This is a genomic window from Sphingobium sp. DC-2, assembly GCF_000722555.1.
GTDB lineage: Bacteria > Pseudomonadota > Alphaproteobacteria > Sphingomonadales > Sphingomonadaceae > Sphingobium > Sphingobium quisquiliarum.
The window spans coordinates 28,730-45,298 of record NZ_JNAC01000054.1 but is presented as its reverse complement, the minus strand read 5'-3'; the positions used below and the strand labels follow the sequence as shown (position 1 = coordinate 45,298).

Annotated in this window: 11 protein-coding genes; 6 read left to right on the top strand and 5 right to left on the bottom strand. The window is 64.4% G+C overall.

Features of this window, described 5'->3' with window-relative positions; genetic code table 11:
• Window positions 1–100 precede the first annotated feature (100 nt).
• Together ET21_RS0111955 and ET21_RS0111950 are read right to left on the bottom strand one after the other, a co-directional pair.
• A complete protein-coding gene (locus tag ET21_RS0111955) occupies window positions 101–2,548 on the bottom strand; it encodes a TonB-dependent receptor (RefSeq protein WP_223308010.1) in 2,448 nt (815 codons plus the stop codon).
• Window positions 2,549–2,861: 313 nt separating this feature from the next.
• On the bottom strand, window positions 2,862–3,530 hold the full coding sequence (locus ET21_RS0111950; protein ID WP_030539883.1) for an SDR family oxidoreductase: 669 nt from the start codon (window positions 3,528–3,530) through the stop codon (window positions 2,862–2,864).
• A gap of 236 nt (window positions 3,531–3,766) precedes the next feature.
• Here ET21_RS0111950 and ET21_RS25865 point away from each other — a divergent pair, with 236 nt between their 5' ends.
• The 4 genes from ET21_RS25865 (at window position 3,767) to ET21_RS0111925 (ending at window position 10,071) form a co-directional block, all read left to right on the top strand.
• Window positions 3,767–4,042 carry an SWIB/MDM2 domain-containing protein gene (locus tag ET21_RS25865; RefSeq protein ID WP_051209749.1) on the top strand — a complete coding sequence of 92 codons (276 nt, stop codon included), beginning with the start codon at window positions 3,767–3,769 and terminating at the stop codon, window positions 4,040–4,042.
• 257 nt (window positions 4,043–4,299) lie between these two features.
• Window positions 4,300–7,386: a response regulator gene (locus ET21_RS0111935; RefSeq protein WP_030539882.1), complete on the top strand. Its 3,087-nt coding sequence runs from the start codon at window positions 4,300–4,302 to the stop codon at window positions 7,384–7,386.
• The gene (locus ET21_RS0111930; protein WP_030539881.1) at window positions 7,371–8,246 is read left to right on the top strand and encodes a protein-glutamate O-methyltransferase CheR; all 876 of its coding nucleotides are present in this window, start codon (window positions 7,371–7,373) and stop codon (window positions 8,244–8,246) included. The genes ET21_RS0111935 and ET21_RS0111930 overlap by 16 nt, the downstream gene beginning before the upstream one ends.
• Window positions 8,239–10,071, top strand: coding sequence for a response regulator (locus ET21_RS0111925; RefSeq protein ID WP_030539880.1), 1,833 nt, complete (start codon window positions 8,239–8,241; stop codon window positions 10,069–10,071). Before ET21_RS0111930 ends, ET21_RS0111925 begins: the two co-directional genes overlap by 8 nt.
• A 274-nt stretch (window positions 10,072–10,345) precedes the next feature.
• Here the strand turns inward: ET21_RS0111925 and ET21_RS0111915 are convergent, their stop codons facing one another.
• Window positions 10,346–12,940, bottom strand: coding sequence for a TonB-dependent receptor (locus ET21_RS0111915; RefSeq protein WP_237751548.1), 2,595 nt, complete (start codon window positions 12,938–12,940; stop codon window positions 10,346–10,348).
• A gap of 274 nt (window positions 12,941–13,214) precedes the next feature.
• On the opposite strand from ET21_RS0111915, the gene ET21_RS26640 reads away from it, so the two are divergent.
• Complete coding sequence (locus ET21_RS26640) at window positions 13,215–13,676, top strand: cyclopropane-fatty-acyl-phospholipid synthase family protein (RefSeq protein ID WP_162180705.1); 462 nt, start codon at window positions 13,215–13,217, stop codon at window positions 13,674–13,676.
• Window positions 13,677–13,707: 31 nt separating this feature from the next.
• Window positions 13,708–14,421 (top strand): methyltransferase domain-containing protein, encoded by a 714-nt coding sequence (locus ET21_RS0111905; protein WP_030539876.1) that lies wholly within the window; start codon window positions 13,708–13,710, stop codon window positions 14,419–14,421.
• Here the strand turns inward: ET21_RS0111905 and ET21_RS0111900 are convergent.
• Together ET21_RS0111900 and ET21_RS0111895 are read right to left on the bottom strand one after the other, a co-directional pair.
• Entirely contained in the window at window positions 14,411–15,493 is a 1,083-nt protein-coding gene (locus ET21_RS0111900; protein WP_030539875.1) for an NAD(P)/FAD-dependent oxidoreductase, read from the bottom strand. The two genes, ET21_RS0111905 and ET21_RS0111900, sit on opposite strands and share 11 nt — an antisense overlap.
• The gene (locus ET21_RS0111895; protein ID WP_030539874.1) at window positions 15,493–16,563 is read right to left on the bottom strand and encodes a type III polyketide synthase; all 1,071 of its coding nucleotides are present in this window, start codon (window positions 16,561–16,563) and stop codon (window positions 15,493–15,495) included. The genes ET21_RS0111900 and ET21_RS0111895 overlap by 1 nt, the downstream gene beginning before the upstream one ends.
• Between the last annotated feature and the right edge of the window lie 6 nt (window positions 16,564–16,569).

Sequence of the window (16,569 nt, the reverse complement as noted above, 5' to 3'; positions counted from 1 at the left end):
CCCTCAAGAACCGGACATCAACAAAAAAAGGAGCCTGCCGCGCTGCGGCAAGCTCCTGATCGTGACGCGAAGGGGGCGGATCGCTCCGCCCCGCTGCCTGTTACCAGCGGAAGCTGGCGATCAGGCCGAATTCGCGCGGCAAGGTGGTGTTGATCGTCGCGTAACCCGACTGGACCGTACCGGCGAGCTGCGTCGAGATCTGCGGCGCGGGCAGGAAGTCGGTGATCCGCTGCTGGTTCAGCACATTCTTGACGAAGCCGGTCAGTTCCCACTGTCCGTCATTGCCGCGCACGCCCGCGAACAGGTCGATGAGGGTGCGGCTGGGATAGTCGAAGTCGCGGCGTTCGGAATAGACGCCCGGACGATAGCTGATCAGGCCGCGAACGAAGGGCTCGACAGCGCCTTCGACCGGGATGCGCAGTTCCGTCGTGGCCGACAGACTGAAGTTCGGCGTGTCGCTGAGCCGCGACAGTTCGCAGAAGCTGACATTGCCGCTGCCGGTGATGGCCGCGTTGCCCGTGGTGTCCGGGCGGCCGTCGCCGTTGAAGTCGTTGCAAGGCAGGCGTTCGCCATTCTTATAACGGGCCTTCACATAGGCCATGTTAACCGACAGGTCCCAGAAGTCAGTCGGGCGGGCGTCGATCGTGGCTTCGATGCCCTTCACGGTGGCGTCGCCATTATAGTTGAAGTCGAAACCGCCATCGACGGCCGGAGTGTCCGTGCCATTGTTGATGGGCGTGGCCGGGGGGTTGCCGCCGACGACGCCGCAGACGCCGGGCGAGACGTTGGCGCAGTTATAGAAGACGCCGGGGAAGCGCGACAGGAAGCCGTCGAACGTCTGGTAGAAACCAGCAACGGCGAAGTTCAGGCGGCGGTTGAAGAGGGAGCCCTTCAGCCCGGCTTCGAAATTGTCGGTCTTCTCGCCCCGCGTGGCGATCAGGTCCGACGATATGCCGACCGGAAGCGCAACGCCGACGCTGCCCGCGCGGTAGGAATGGCCATAGGCGAGATAGCCGGTGAGCGCGGGGCTGAATTCATAGGTCAGCGTCGCGCCGCCGGTCAGCGGCTTGTTCTTCTGGTTGCGCAGGCCAGCGGGAATGCCGTCCTGCGACAGCACGAAAGGACCACCCGGAACACCCGCCGGGACACCCGGCAGGCCCGGCGACGTCGTCACGACATCCGCGATGCGGACGCCCTTGATGATCGTGTAGCGCAGGCCGCCTTCCAGCGTGAAGCCGCCCGCACGGATGCGGCCATTGGCGTTGAAGGAGATATTTTCCTGATGGATCGGGATGGTGGCGACCGAACTGATCGGCAGGTAGGTGCCGGTCACAGCCGGGGCAGGCACGAAGAATTGCGGAGCGTCCTGCGTCGAAATGGTGTCGCCGGTCGTCTTCTGGTAGAAGGCGCCCAGGCCCCAGCCGAACATGCCGTCATTATTGGACGACAGGCGCAGTTCGAAGGTGGGAACACGGAAAGGCGACTGGGTGGTCTGAACGACCGCAAGGCCCGGAATGCCGTTGCCCGCATCCGTGTCGCGCACCTGATTGAGGTCGGTCGCCTGATAGGCGGCGACGCCCGCCAGATTGGCCCAGCCCAGATCCCAATCGAAGTTGAGGTTGACGATGTGCGAGACGTTCTTGAAGCGGTTCAGGCCATCGGCCACCGCCACCCGGTCCCTGACGCCGATATCGCCCGGACCCGAAGGCACGCCGCCGAAGCTGCTGGCCGCGCCGAAAACCTGGTTATACTGGCGCACGTCCGATTGCAGATATTGATAGGTGAGGTAGGCGGTGAAATCTTCCGTCGGGCGCAGGCCCAGCGTGATGCGGCCGCTCTGCGTGTTGCCGCGCGAAAAGTCGCCGTTGGTGACGTTGCGGACCTGATTGCCGCGATTGCCGTCCACCAGCGCGGCGACGCGCAGCGAGACCTTGTCGTTGAAGGGCAGGGTGACGCCGCCCTGCACATTATAGGCATGGCGATCCGAAACGGTGCCCTGGATATAGCCTTCGACATCGTCGAACTTCGGGCGGCGGGTCGTGACGGTGATCGAACCGCCCGGCGAGGACAGGCCGCGCAGCAGGCCCTGCGGACCGCGCAGCACTTCGATCTGGCCAATGTCGTACATCGCCGTGAAGACGGTCTGCGCGTTCGCGGGCGCTTCGTTGAGGTAGATCTGGACCGTCGGATCGGTGCCCTGATCGGGGTCGAAGCCGATACCGCGCAGCGTGGTCGTGTTGTTGCGGCCGGTGGTGTTGGTCAGCTCAAGACCGGGCGCCAGGCGCGAGATATCCTTGGTGTCGAGGATGTTGAGCTTCTGAATCTGCTCGCCGGTCACTGCGTTGACCGACATCGGCACGTCCTGAAGGCTGCGCGTGTCACGCGTCGCGGTGACGACGATCTCGTCAAAGACGGGTTCCGCCGCTGCGGCCGCGGGGGCCTGAGCGGATGCATCCGCCGCAGCGTCCTGCGCATGGGCGGGAGCGAAGGACATCAGCGCGGTGATGGCTACACCGCTGGAAAGCAAAGAAATAAAGTTCCGATTCACGGCAACCTCCCCAGAATGTTGGGCGGGGAACTGCACTTGGCGGTTTACTTTGTCAAGGCGAGGACGGGCGCATGAAGGCAAAAAGTAAGTGCACACTAACGCGCTGGGCGAACTTCTTGTCGCCGGACGTCGATGCCGCAGGCAGGAAGGAGCCAGCGGAAAAACACGTTTTCGTGCGTTTTTTGCTGAGTTTGCCGCCCGGTTTTCAGAAGGTGCTTGAGACGCCCGCAACGAACGTCGATGCAGGCGCGGCCCCCAAAATTGCCCGGCGCCTGCGGCATTTCTGCAACAGGCGAAGGGCTAATCAGCGCCGTCAGCCCGCCAGGGACAATTTGACGCCCACGCCCGTGATGCAGGCGCTTTGCGGCGAGAGCAGGAAGGCGATCACCTTCGCCGCCGCCTCCGGCCTTACCCAGTTGCCGGTATCGGCATCGGGCATGTCCTTCCGGTTGGCGGGCGTGTCGAGGATGGTGGGGAGGACCGCATTGACGCGAATCCCGCGCGGCCGCAATTCGTCGGCAAGCCCCTCGGTCAGGGCCATCACCCCGGCTTTCGACGCGGCATAGGGCGCCATGCCCGTCAGCACATTGGCCGCCGCCGCCGCGCCCACATTGACGATCGCGCCGCCGGAAGGAAGATGCTGCAAGGCCGCGCGGGATGAAATGGCTGCCGTGCGCACGTTCATCCGGTACATCCTGTCCCAGTTGTCGATCGATCCGTCCGCCACGGTTTCCGACAGGAAGCCGCCCGCCACATTGACCACGGCGTCGATGCCGCCCATCGCCTGCGCCGCCGTTGCATAAGCGGAGATCACGGCGGCTTCATCGGCCAGATCGATGCCCTCCAGCGCGATGCCGCCAAACCCTTCCGGCGCGGCGGCCATGTCGATGACGGCCATGCTATGGCGTTCCTCCGCCAGTGTGGCGCAGACTGCTCGGCCCAGGACGCCGAAGCCGCCAGCGACGATAATTTTCAACGCCATATCCCTCTCCGTAAATGCTCACTCTGCCGCAACCCGCTAGTAAAAGAGCCGCGATCATCGAAGCAATGATTGAATCGCCCTCTTTCAAGGCAACTTTTTGGCCAGTCGGGACTTAGGCTGATCATCAACTCGCGAGAGCCGGGTCCTTGGCCTCGTCTCGCCTGAAAGAGGAATGATCGATGGCGCGTACCCGGGAGCAGCGTGGCGAGCAGGAGACGAAGGCAGCCGTTTCCAAGGTGAAGAAGACCGGCAAGCCCGCAGGCGGCGCGCGGGGCGGGATCACGGCGCCCGTCACGCCTTCGCCCGAACTGGCCGAGATCGTCGGCGACAAGAAGATTCCGCGCAGCGAAGTGGTCAAGAAGGTCTGGGACTATATCAAGGCCAATGACCTGCAAAACCCCAAGGACAAGCGCGAAATCCTGGCCGACAGCAAGCTGGAGAAGATATTCGGCGGCAAGAAGGCGAGCATGTTCGAAATGAACAAGCATCTGGCCAAGCATCTGAAAGCCTGACGCGCACGAACCATCACGCCACCTCCGGCGCGGCGATGATCGCGCCGGAGGTGGCGCGCGTTATGGCTGCGACGTTCAGCCCCGCCGTCCGCACCGGCTCCGGGCGTCCGCTCGTCTCCATCGGTCGCCTTCGTAGGAGCGCATGGATCTCATGCCACGAGCCGGCTGGCCGCAAATTTTCCACGCAGGATTTGCACCTTGGGGATCAGCCGCTCTAAAGGAGGCGGCTATCCCATTCGAGTACCGCCATGCTGTCCATGACCGATCGCGCCCGTTCTTCCCTCATATACACGATGCTGGCCGTGCTGCTGGTCCTGCCCTTCGTTGCGGACTTGGTCTTTCCGCTGGGGACGGCGGTGTGGGTGGCCTATCTGCTGCCTGCGGTGATCGCCTATCTCGCGCCCCGGCCGCAGGCGCCGCTGGTCGTGGCCGCACTGGCGACCTTGCTGACCATCGTCGGCTTCACCCTTGCGCCGCTGGGCATTGACCCTTCCATCGCTGCGCTGAACCGGACGCTTGGTTGCGCGGTGACCTGGATATTGGCCTTTGTCGGCTTCCTGTTCATCCGCAACCGCAATGCGATCCAGCGGGAAGAATGGGTGCAGACGGGGCAGGTGGGACTGGCCGATGCGGTCGGCGGGGAGCAGCCGCTGGATGAACTGGCGCGCAGCGCGCTGCTGTTCCTGGCGGATCATCTGGGCGCGCGGGCGGGCGCGATCTTCATTCGCAATGGCGACGGTTTCCGCCGCCACGCGACCTACGGCGTCCCGGCCGAGGCGCAGTTGCCGGTGCGGTTCGGGCAATCCGATGGCCTGCTGTCCGAAGTGGCGCGCGACGGGCGGCCCGTCCTGCTGGACGCGGTGCCGGACGGCTATCTTTATTACGGATCGGGGCTGGGGCAGAGCAAGCCCGCCACGCTGCTGATCGCCGCGGCCAAGGCGGACGGGCAGGTCAATGCGGTGATCGAGCTTGGCATGCCAAAGGCGCGCGCGGCGCTGGCGCAGGATTTCATGGAGCGCATCGGCCATCAGCTGGGCGTGGCGATCCGGTCGGGCAAATATCGCGCGCGGTTGCGGGAATTGCTGGAGGAAACGCAGCAGCAGGCCGAGGAATTGCAGACGCAGAGCGAGGAACTGCGCGCCAATAATGACGAGCTGGAAACGCAGAGCCGCCAGTTGCAGGAGGCCGCGACCCGGCTGGAGGCGCAGCAGACGGAGCTGGAGGAAAGCAACGCCCGGCTGGAAGAACAGGCGCGCCAGCTGGAAATCCAGCGCGACGACCTGACGCGCGCGCAGGCCTCGCTCCAGAACCAGGCGGGCGAACTGGAACAGGCGAGCCGCTACAAGTCCGAATTCCTCGCCAATATGAGCCATGAGCTGCGCACGCCGCTCAATTCCCTGCTGATCATGGCGCGGCTGCTGGCGGAAAATCGCGCGGGCAATCTGACCGCCGATCAGGTGCGCCATGCCGAAACCATCGAAACGTCGGGCAATGACCTGCTGACGCTGATCAATGACATTCTGGACATTTCGAAGATCGAGGCGGGCAAGCTGGAATTGCAGCCGCGCCGCGTCCGCGTCGTCCCCGTCATCGAAAAGTTGCAGGCGATCTTCGCTCCGTCCGCGCAGGCGAAGGGGCTGGCCTTCCGCATCGAAACCGCGCCCGACGCGGCGGAGATCGAAACCGACCAGCAGCGCGTGGAACAGGTGCTGAAAAACTTCCTGTCCAACGCCATCAAGTTCACCGAAAAGGGCGAAGTGACGCTGAGCGCCGGGCGGGAGGCCGACCGCCGCATCGCCTTCACCGTGCGCGACACCGGCGTCGGCATCCCCGCCGAACAGCAGCAGGTGATATTCGAGGCCTTCCGTCAGGCTGACGGGACGGTCAGCCGCAAATATGGCGGCACCGGCCTTGGCCTGTCCATCTCGCGTGAGCTGGCGCGGCTGCTGGGCGGCGAGTTGCGGGTGGAAAGCGCGGCGGGGCAGGGGAGCGCCTTTACCCTGCTGCTGCCCGAACAGTTCGATCCGGCGCTCAGCCATGTCCCCGCGCTTGCCACGTCCGATCCGGTGCGGCCGCGCCCGTCCAATCCCACGCCCCCCCGGCTGCGGCCAGCGGCGGTGGTGGCGGAGGATGACCGTGAGAAGCTCGCCGGGGATTCTCGCGTCATCCTGATCGTGGAGGATGACCCGGTCTTCGCCCGCATCCTGTGCGACATCGCGCATGAACAGGGTTTCCAGTGCCTGATCGCGGGCACGGCGGACGAAGGCACGCTGATGGCGCGGCAATATGTGCCCCATGCCGTCATTCTGGACATGAACCTGCCCGACCATACCGGCCTGTCGGTGCTCGACCGCATCAAGCGCGACGTGCGCACCCGGCACATTCCGGTGCATGTCGTGTCGGTGGACGACGACAGCCAGGCCGCCCTGTCCAGCGGCGCGATCGGCTATCTGTTCAAGCCGGTGAAGCGCGAGCAGCTCATCGACATGCTCGAAGGGCTGGAAGCGCGCATGGAACAGCGGCTGCGCCGCGTGCTGGTGGTGGAGGATGACGCCCAGCAGGCCGAAAGCATCAAGCTGCTGCTGGCGTCGCGCGACGTCGAAACGCTGGAGGCGCATTCGGCCGCCCAATGTTTCGACATGCTGGGCCGCGAAACCTTCGACTGCATGGTGCTTGACCTCAACCTGCCCGATGCGTCCGGCCTCGACCTGCTGGAGCGGCTGAGCGCGGACGAGAGCGTCGGCTTCCCGCCGGTCATCGTCTATACCGGCCGCGACCTGGGCGAGGACGAGGAATTGCGCCTGCGCAAATATTCCAAGTCCATCATCGTCAAGGGCGCCAAGTCGCCCGAGCGGCTGCTGGACGAGGTGACGCTGTTCCTGCACCAGGTCGTGTCCGAACTGCCCGAACCGCAACAGCAGCTCATCGCCAAGTCGCTGAACCGCGACGAAGGGCTGGAGGGGCGGAACATATTGGTGGTCGAGGACGACATACGGAACGTTTATGCCCTTACGAGCGTATTCGAACCTCATGGGGTGCATGTCCGTATCGCTCGCAACGGCCGCGAGGCTCTTGCCGCGCTTGATGAAAGCGCGCGCGGGTCCGCCGCGCCGGTCGATCTGGTGCTGATGGACGTGATGATGCCGGAAATGGACGGCCTCACCTGCACCCGCGAGATTCGCAAGCAGCCCTGGGGCAAGTCCATGCCCATCATCACCCTGACCGCCAAGGCGATGGCGCGCGACCAGCAGGAATGCCTGAACGCGGGCGCGAACGACTATCTCGCCAAGCCGCTCGACGTCGACAAGCTGCTCAGCCTGGTCAGGGTATGGATGCCGCGTTGATCGAGAACCCAGACTTCCTGCCCCATGAAGAGGTGGAGCTGGATCTGCTGCTGGAGGCGATCTGGCGACATTATCACTACGACTTTCGCGGCTATTCGCGCGGGTCGCTCCACCGCCGCATGGCCAGGGCGCAGCAGCATTTCGGCTGCGAAAGCCTGTCCCATTTGCAGCATCGCATCCTGCGGCAACCGGCGGCCTTCGCCGACCTGATGGGCTTCCTGACCATCCAGGTCAGCGAGATGTTCCGCGACCCTGCCTATTTCCGCGCGCTGCGGGAAAAGGTGATCCCGCACCTGCGCACCTATCCCTCGCTCAAGGTGTGGATCGCCGGGTGCGCCAATGGGGAGGAATTCTATTCCCTTGCCATCCTGTTCCGGGAAGAGGGGCTGGAGGACCGCACGATCTTCTACTGCACCGACATCAGCCCCGCCGCGCTGGAACGGGCGGAAGCGGGCATCTACAGCCGGGACCAGATCGCCCATTTCACTGAAAACCATCGGCGTTCGGGCGGCAGGACGTCGCTGTCGGACTATTATACCGCCGCTTACGGGGCGGCCGTGTTCGACAAATCATTGCGCCGCCGCGCCGTTTTTGCTGAACATAATCTCGCAAGCGATGAAGTCTTTTCCGAAGTCCAACTGGTGTCGAGCCGCAACGTGCTGATCTATTTCGACCGCGACCTTCAGGACCGTGCGCTGGGGCTGTTCGGCGGCTCGCTCGTGCGCGGCGGGTTCCTGGGCCTGGGGTCGAAGGAAACGCTGCGCTTTTCCCGCCATTCGGGCGGCTTCACCGACTTTGACGAGGCGGAGAAGATCTTCCGCCGCAATGGTCAGGCTCTGACGGGGGCAAGCCATGGCTAGCGAATCGGTCAAGATACTGGCGGTCGATGACGTGCCGGAAAATCTGGCGGCGCTCGACGCCCTGCTCAGCCGGGAGGGGCTGGAGCTGTTGCAGGCGCGCTCAGGTGTCGAGGCGCTGGAACTGCTGCTGAAACAGGATGTCGCGCTGGCGCTGCTGGATGTGCAGATGCCCGGCATGGACGGGTTCGAACTGGCCGAACTGATGCGCGGGACGGAACGGACGCGCCGCGTGCCGATCATCTTCCTGACCGCCGTCGCCACCGACGAACGCCGCCGTTTCCGCGGCTATGAAGCGGGCGCCGTCGACTATCTGCTCAAGCCCGTCGACGCGCAGATCGTGCGCAGCAAGGTCGACATCTTCGTCGAACTGTTCCGCCAGCGGCAGGAACTGGCGCGGCAGCGGGACGAACATGCCGCCGTGCTCGCGCGCCTGACGGCCCATGGCGACAATTCGCCGCTGGCCCTGGTGGAACTGGACGCCGGCCAGCGGATCATGTCCTGGTCCAAGGGGGCAGAGCGGCTGTTCGGCTGGCGGGCGGCCGAAGTGGCGGGGTTCAACGCGGTTGAGGTCAAGTGGCTGGATGCCGAACAGGCAGGCGGCTTCACCACCTTGCTGGACGAGATGATCGGCGGCGCGCTGCCCCGCGCGACGCGGACGCTGCGTTTCCATTCGGCGGAAGGATTGCCGCTCGATTGCGAATGCTATTGTTCGGCATTGCGGGATGCGGCGGGGCGGCTATTCTCGATCAACCTCCAGATATTGGACGTCACCGACCGCAAGCGCGCCGAGGAAACGCAGAAACTGCTGGTCGGCGAGCTGAACCACCGGGTCAAGAACACGCTCGCCTCGGTTCAGGCGATCGCGACGCAGACGCTGCGCCATTCGGCTGGCCCTTCGGATTTCGCGCCGACCTTCATGGGCCGCATCCATGCGCTGGCGAGCGCGCATTCGCTGCTGAGCGGCGCGACCTGGCAGGTGGCGAGCCTGCGGGAGTTGATAGAAGGGCAATTGTCGATCGGCGCGATCGAGGCGGATCGGTTCGAAGCGGATGGTCCGTCCGTGGACCTGCCCCCCGAACCGGCGCTGCATCTGGCGCTCGTGCTGCATGAGCTGGTGACGAACGCGCATAAATATGGCGCGCTGTCGGTGCCGGAAGGGCGCGTGCATCTGACGTGGGAAATCGCCGAGGACCGTCTGGTGCTGAACTGGCGGGAACAGGGCGGCCCGCCGGTGAGCGCGCCGTCCCGCCGGGGCTTCGGCACCGCCCTGATCGAACGCAGCCTGCGCGCCGATGGCGGCAGTGCGGAACCGCATTATGAAGCGGACGGAATCGGGTGGACGCTGACGCTCCCCTATATGTCGGGCGCGCGGCATCGCGGACCCCGCCTGCTGCCGCGCAGGGTGCAGCGCGCTGGGCGCGAGGCCGCGCCGTCATTAGCGGAATTGCGGGGCAAGCGCCTGCTGCTGGTCGAGGATGAGGCGCTGATCGCGTTCGAACTCGCCGCCATATTGGAGGATGCGGGCGTGATGCTGGTCGGGCCGGTCGCGTCGGTGGATGACGCCGTTATGATGATCGGGCGCAAGGAATTTGACGGCGCACTGGTGGACGGCAATTTGCAGGGCGAACCCGCCGACAGGGTGGCGCAGGCCCTGTCCGACCGGACGATCCCCTTCGTCTTCGTCAGCGGCTATGGCAGCGAACATCTGCCGTCGAGCTTCGATCATGTGCCGGTGGTGGGCAAGCCCTTCGACGCGCAGCAACTGCTGGAAGCGGTCGCGGGCATGTGGAGCGGCAGCCACGAGGTCGCTGCGGCCGGAGCGTAGCGGGCGGAAGCGCCCCGGATTCCCGGTGGATGCTCCCGGTTTCGATCATGTCTGGGTGATCGTCATCCCGGACTCGACCCGGGGTTCCGCTTCTTCTTCTTCTTCGACGTTGCCGAGGCAGCAGGGCCAGAGCCGAACCTGTCCTAAGCGTGTCGCAGGGGCGTGACGGAAAACAAGCCCCATGCGGACGCTTCCGTGCAAGATGATCACGCTCCAGGCAAAAAAGAAGGGGCTCGCCCTTTCGAGCAAGCCCCCAATATCCGGTCCCTGTCGCTCAGCCGCCGAAACGGTATTTCAGCTTCAACCCATACATGCGCGGTTCTCCATAGAGGGAGGACACGACATTGTTGCTGAAGGAGTTGGTATTGCCTACGCGATAAAGCTTGTTCGTAAGGTTATTGGCGAACAGAGTCAGATCGAAGTTGCTCCCTGCTACGCCATTCCAGTTGAGCGACGCGTTCAGCAGGCCATATCCCTTGACGGTGGCTTCCGGTTCGAAAGCGAAAGGCGCGGTATACTGATCGCTGACGGACGAATAGCTGGCGAACAGCGATAGCTTGCCCATGCTTTCCGGCACCGGCAGATTGATCGATCCATAGATATTGTAGATCCAGGGCGTCAGGAACTGGAACGGAGCGCAGCTGACGTCGACGAATACAGCCGGATTGAACGCAAAGTCTCCATTCGGGCAGGTGCTGACCCCGATCGCGCGGACCTGGAATTTCTTGTAATCGCCGTCTGCATGGCTCAGCGTGCCGCCGATCTCGATCGCTTCCGTCGGGCGGATGGACGCTTCGATCTCCAGGCCCTGAATGGTGGCTTCCGCGGCAAAGATCGCGGCCCCGAATGCCGGGGGCAGGCCAGGCCGGAGATTGCCATCGGCTCCGGGACGCTGGATATTATTGTACTTCGAATAATAATAGGTCGCGTTGAAGCGGAACGGCACGGCGCCGATCCGCCAGTCGGACTTGAACCCGGCTTCATAGGTTGTCAGCTTTTCCGGCGCGAACGTGGTCGTTTCCGCGCGGACGGCGAAGGTGTTGAAGCCGCCAGACTTGTAACCGCGGCTGACCTTTGCATAGACCAGCACGTCGCGCATCGGCTTGTAATCCACTCCGATCGTCCAGGTCGGCGCTTTGCTCTTGAGCGTAGCGCCGAAGTTGCAGACGACCGCCGGATCGCTCCCTGGCGGTACGACCGTTCCCGCGGTCGTCCCGAAGGAGCAGGTGGCCCCGCCATCGGCATTCGCCGCCCAGGAGGAACTGAAACCCCTGATCCTGTCCCAGGTATAGCGATAGCCGCCCGTGACGCGCAGATCTTCGAGCGAGGGAGACAGCGTGCCGAGGTCCAGCGTGGCTTGGGCAAAGAGCGCCTTGGACTGATTGCTCACCCCGGAGCGTCCGTCGGACGGCTCGCAGGTCAGCGCACCATTGAGGGGGTTCACCGTGGGATTGCCGGTCAGTGCCGCCGGGCAGAACTGCGCGGCCCTGGAACCCCAGGGGCCAGCGGGCGTCGCGTTGAAATAGAAGGCGCCAACCGCGAAAGTCAGATGGTCGTCCAGCATCGTGCCTTGAAGCTGCAATTCCTCAGTGAATTGCTTCACATCGTCGCGCGGCAGATTGAAATTCGGCTTGCCGTTCAGATAAACGTTGCCCGGCGTGTTCGGGATACCGAATTCCGCCAGACCTTCGATCGGGAAGTCCGGTAAATCGGCATTCTGCGTGAGCTGATACTGCTGTAGCGGCGTCGCGTCGCTGTCGCCTGCGTAATTGGTCTTGATCTTTTGGAAGCTGATGATGTTGCGCAGCGTCAGTTCATCGTTCAGTTCAATGCCAGTGTTGTTGATGATGCCCCAATTGTCGATCTTGCTGAATCCGTCGACATCCTGGCGGTTGCGGCGCGGGCCGATTTCCTTCGCGATCTCCGTCTGCCTGCGGTAGACATCGCACGACAGCACGCCGGGGCTGGGCGGGCCTTCCGTGCAGAAGCCCTGACCTATCAGGCCGGGGATGTTGAAATAGTTATGAATGTATCCCGCGCCGTTGTTCGACGACTTGGTTCCATATATCAGAAGATAGTTGTCGATCCGCTCTGTAGGCTTGAAGGTGATGCCGATGCGGCCTGAATACCAGTGCGTATCGTCGCGCCACTTGTCCCACACGAGGTCCTTGGTGTAACCGCGCCGGTCCTGGTAAGCGCCCACGACACGAACCATCAACTTGTCTTCGACCAGTGGTACGTTGATGGCGCCTTCGATACTGCGCAGGTCGTAATTGCCGATGCCGCCTTCAATATATCCTTCGAAGCGATCGGTCGGCTTGCGCGGCTGAAAGAGAACTGCGCCGCCGGTCGTATTGCGGCCGAACAGGGTGCCCTGCGGCCCGGAAAGGACCTGGACGCTCTCCATATCGACGAACAGGCCCGGACCGCCTTGCAGGCTGAGCGAAACTGTCGCCGGCAGCGGCACTTCGCCAAGGTAGCTCTGAACGCCTGGCGAGGCGAGGAAGCCGGTCGACTGCCCACGGATGGCGTAGGCCTGAACGTCGCGGCTCGCCTGCCCCTGGTTGCCCGCCGTCAGCGATGGAACGCTGCCATAAAGGTCCTGCGGCTCATTGACGTCCAGCCTTTCCAGCCGTTCCGGCGAAAAGGCCGTGACGACGACCGGCACGTCCTGCGCCCGCTCCTCGCGGCGCTGCGCGGTGACGATGATGTCCGCGCCGGAAATGGTTCTGGCCGATGCGGCATCTGCGGATTGCTGGCCCCCGGCAGTTCCGCCTGGAACATCCTGGGCAATGGCTGCCGGACTTGCAACTAAGACCACCGTGAAGGCTACGCCCCCCATCAGCGCTGAACGAGCAACACTCGTCATCATCCTCTCCCTAGCTATTCTTTTTGTGATGGCGGCGTACCAAAATGGTCATTCAGGCCACAAAGGCACGACGCACACCCAAAGCCTTCATAGCAGCTTCATTTGACTACGTATAGTAGGGTCAGGTGCACTGGCATTTTCTTCAAATGCGTAACATAAACAGCACTATTCTAAATAAAACGCTACCGTTCTTTAATTTTATAGTGGCATTTCCACGGCCTGAAATCCGCGCTTGTGGATTATACTTCACTCTCTAATACTCACCCGCATGATTGTGCCGGATCGACCAGCGACCGCGGCGCATGTCGCGGTTCATTATGACGAGCTTGATCTGGCCTACCGCCGGATGTGGGGCGATCATGTGCATCATGGCTATTGGCGCTCCGGCAAGGAAACGCCGCAGGAGGCCGCCGCCGCGCTCGTCGTGCTGGTGGAGGAGCATCTGGCGTTGCGGCCGGGGCACAGGGTCTGCGATATCGGTTGCGGCTATGGCGCGACGGCGGCGGCGATCCTTGGCCGCCATGACGTGACGATCGTCGGCCTCACCCTGTCGGCAGCGCAGCAGCGGATCGCCGATGGCCGCGCTCCGGGCTTTGCCTGCGGGCCTATGCCGTCGAAAAGTTCGGAGCATATGACCGACAAAGGATGCTTCTTCACGGAGGCGCGCGCCTCCTCATCGCCTTGCGCGCCGGAGCGATGCACTACGGCGTGTTCCAATGGGAAGCGCGCTGAATGAACCTGACAGGTTCATAAGGAGGGTGAGGCCCATGGCAAAGCTGGCCGCCAGATCGCGGCAAGAGGAGCAGATGGATGCGCCGGACCTCGACCCCGCCATCTACGAACGGGTGCTTCACGATCTGGCGCGGGTCAACCGCTGGACCTTTACCGCATGGCCCGCAAAGGCCTTTCTCGGCCGGGCCATCGGCTCTGCCAAGCGGTTCAGCCTGCTGGATGTGGGCTTTGGCGATGGCGACATATTGCGCGCCATCGCGGGCTGGGCGCAGCGGCGCGGGATCGAGGCGCAACTGGTTGGTGTCGATCTGAATCCGAAAAGCCTGAACGCTGCACGCAACGCCACGCCCCCTGAACTGTCCATCGATTACCGCATCGGCGATTATCTCGATCAGCCGGAGCGGTTCGATTTCATCATTTCCAGCCAGGTCACCCACCATATGACCGATGCGCAGTTGATGATGTTCCTGCGCCATATGGAAAGCAACGCAAGGCGCGGCTGGTTCATATGCGACCTTCACCGGCATGGCTTCGCGCATTGGGGCTATCCGCTATTGGCGCGGCTGCTGCGCGTGCACAGGATCGTGCGGGAAGATGGCCAGCTATCCATCGCGCGCTCCTTCCGCCCGCAGGAATGGTGTGATCTGGTGCAGCAGGCGGGCATCGCGCCCGATCAGATCAGGATCGTCCGCCGCTTCGCCTTCCGCCTGTGCGTCGAGCGGGTGCGGGAAATGCCGCTCAATCCCTGACGATCCGGGTCAGTCTGGCCGCGCGCGTCCCCAGCCGGGGCATCAGCCGCAGCGCCGCCATCATCGCCCTGCGTGGCAGTGGCGAGGCGGCGCCATGCCGCAGCATTTCGGCTATGCCGACAGGGCGGCGGGATTGGCGGTCCATGCCGCGCTGCCAGCCGGACGCGGCGCTGGGTCCGCCCGCAAGCATGGCGCGCGCCGCGCTGACCCCGCTGGTGAGCGCGATGGCGATGCCGTCCCCCGCCAGGGAGGCGATGACGGCGGCCTGATCGCCGATGCGGAAAATGCCCTCTCCGCTGTCCCGCGCGCGCCAGCCATAGGGCACGCCCGCGACCGCATCGAAGCGGGGCGGCACGGTCCCTTCCATCCGCGCGGCCAGGGCGGGCGCCTGCCGCATCAGGTCCGGCAGCAAGGCGGCGATGCTGCCCGCCTCGTTCAGGCGATCACGGCTCACCGACAGGCAAAGATTGGCCGACCCATCCTCCTGCATCAGCAGCCCGGCATAGCCATCATCGAACAGATGCAATTCCACCACCTCGGCCAGTCCATCGAGACGCTGCGAGGATGGCAGCGACGCCCGCAGCCCGGCCGAGGAGTGCGCGAACCGGCGGGCAAGGCCACGCATCTCATGCTTGCCCGTCGCCAGGAAAATGGCGTCTGCCGCGATCGTATCGCCATCGTCCAGCCGAACGCTATGGGCGAGGGGATCGATCGCACGGGCCCCCCGGCCGAGCGTCACGTCCGCGCCCGCCGCCCGCGCCGCGTCCAGCAGCGCCCGGTCCAGTACCTTGCGTGAAAGCCCGGCGGCGAGCGCGGGCAGTTCCGCTTCGACCACCTGTTCCGCCGTCACCAGCCGGAAACGGGAGATGGGCCGCGCGCCCAGCGCCCAAGGGTCGATGCCCAGCGCCTCCAGCGCGCGCAATGCGTCCCAGCCCAGAAATCCGCCGCACACGCACCCCGCTGGCAGCTTGTGCCGTTCGATCAGCTTCGGCCTCATCCCGGCCATCGCCAGGGTGATCGCAGCCGCCGATCCCGCCGGGCCGCCCCCGATGATCAGCGCTGGGACGGTCATCACTCCGCCGCCATGAAGCGGAAACCCTCCGCCGCTACGCCGGGGCCGAAGGCCAGCGCGACGCCACTGTCGCGCCGCTGCTGCTGGAGCAGTTCGGCCAGGATGAACATCAGCGTCGCCGACGACATATTGCCATAGCGTGCCAGGACGGAGCGGGAGGCGGAGAGCGCATCGCTGTCCAGGCCCAGCCCATGTTCCACCGCATCCAATATCGACCGCCCGCCCGCATGCACCGCCCACTGGCCGATGTCCGCCGGATCGTCCGATCCCCACAGGCGGTTGCGGATGCCGCCATCCTTGAGCGCTGACTGGATGCGTCCGGGCACTTCGCCGGACAGGTGCATCAGGAAACCGCTGTCCCCCACATTCCAGCGGATCAGGCCGCTGGAGCCGGGCAGCGTCAGGGCGAAGGGCTGGCCCAGCCTGATCCCCTCATTGCGCGTCGTGACGAGCGCCGCCGCCGCACCATCGCCGAATTGCAGCATCATCAGCAGCCGGTCGACCTGCTGTTCGGATTGAAGATGGAGCGAGGAAAGTTCGACCGTGACCACCAGCACCCGCGCCGCCGGTTCGGATCGAACGATATGGCGGGCGGTGCGCAGCGCGGCGACCGCGGCATAGCAGCCCATGAAGCCGACCAGCGTGCGTTCGACATCTTCCAGCCCCAGCGCCGCCGCGATGACCTGATCCACGCCCGGCGCGATGAAGCCGGTGCAGCTGGCCACGACAAGATGGGTCACGCCATCGACCCGCGCCTGCCCGCGCAGCCCATCGATCGCGCGCAGCGCCAATGCTGGCGCATATTCGCCGTACAGCGCCATCCGCTCTGCCGTGGACGGCATGCCATTCGCGTAGAACCCGCCGCGATCGACCGGCGACCCGCCACCCGGCGCGGCCGGCAGCACCGACCAGCGATGCGCAATGCCGCTGCGCTCGGCCATGCGCATGAACAACTGCCGGGCGCGATCATCCTCGATCCGCCCGTCCGCCCAATGGATGAAGGGGAGATGCACGTCCTGATCAGGAACCGCGCAACCGATCGCGTTTATGCAGGCGGTCGTCTCTGTCATGGGCGT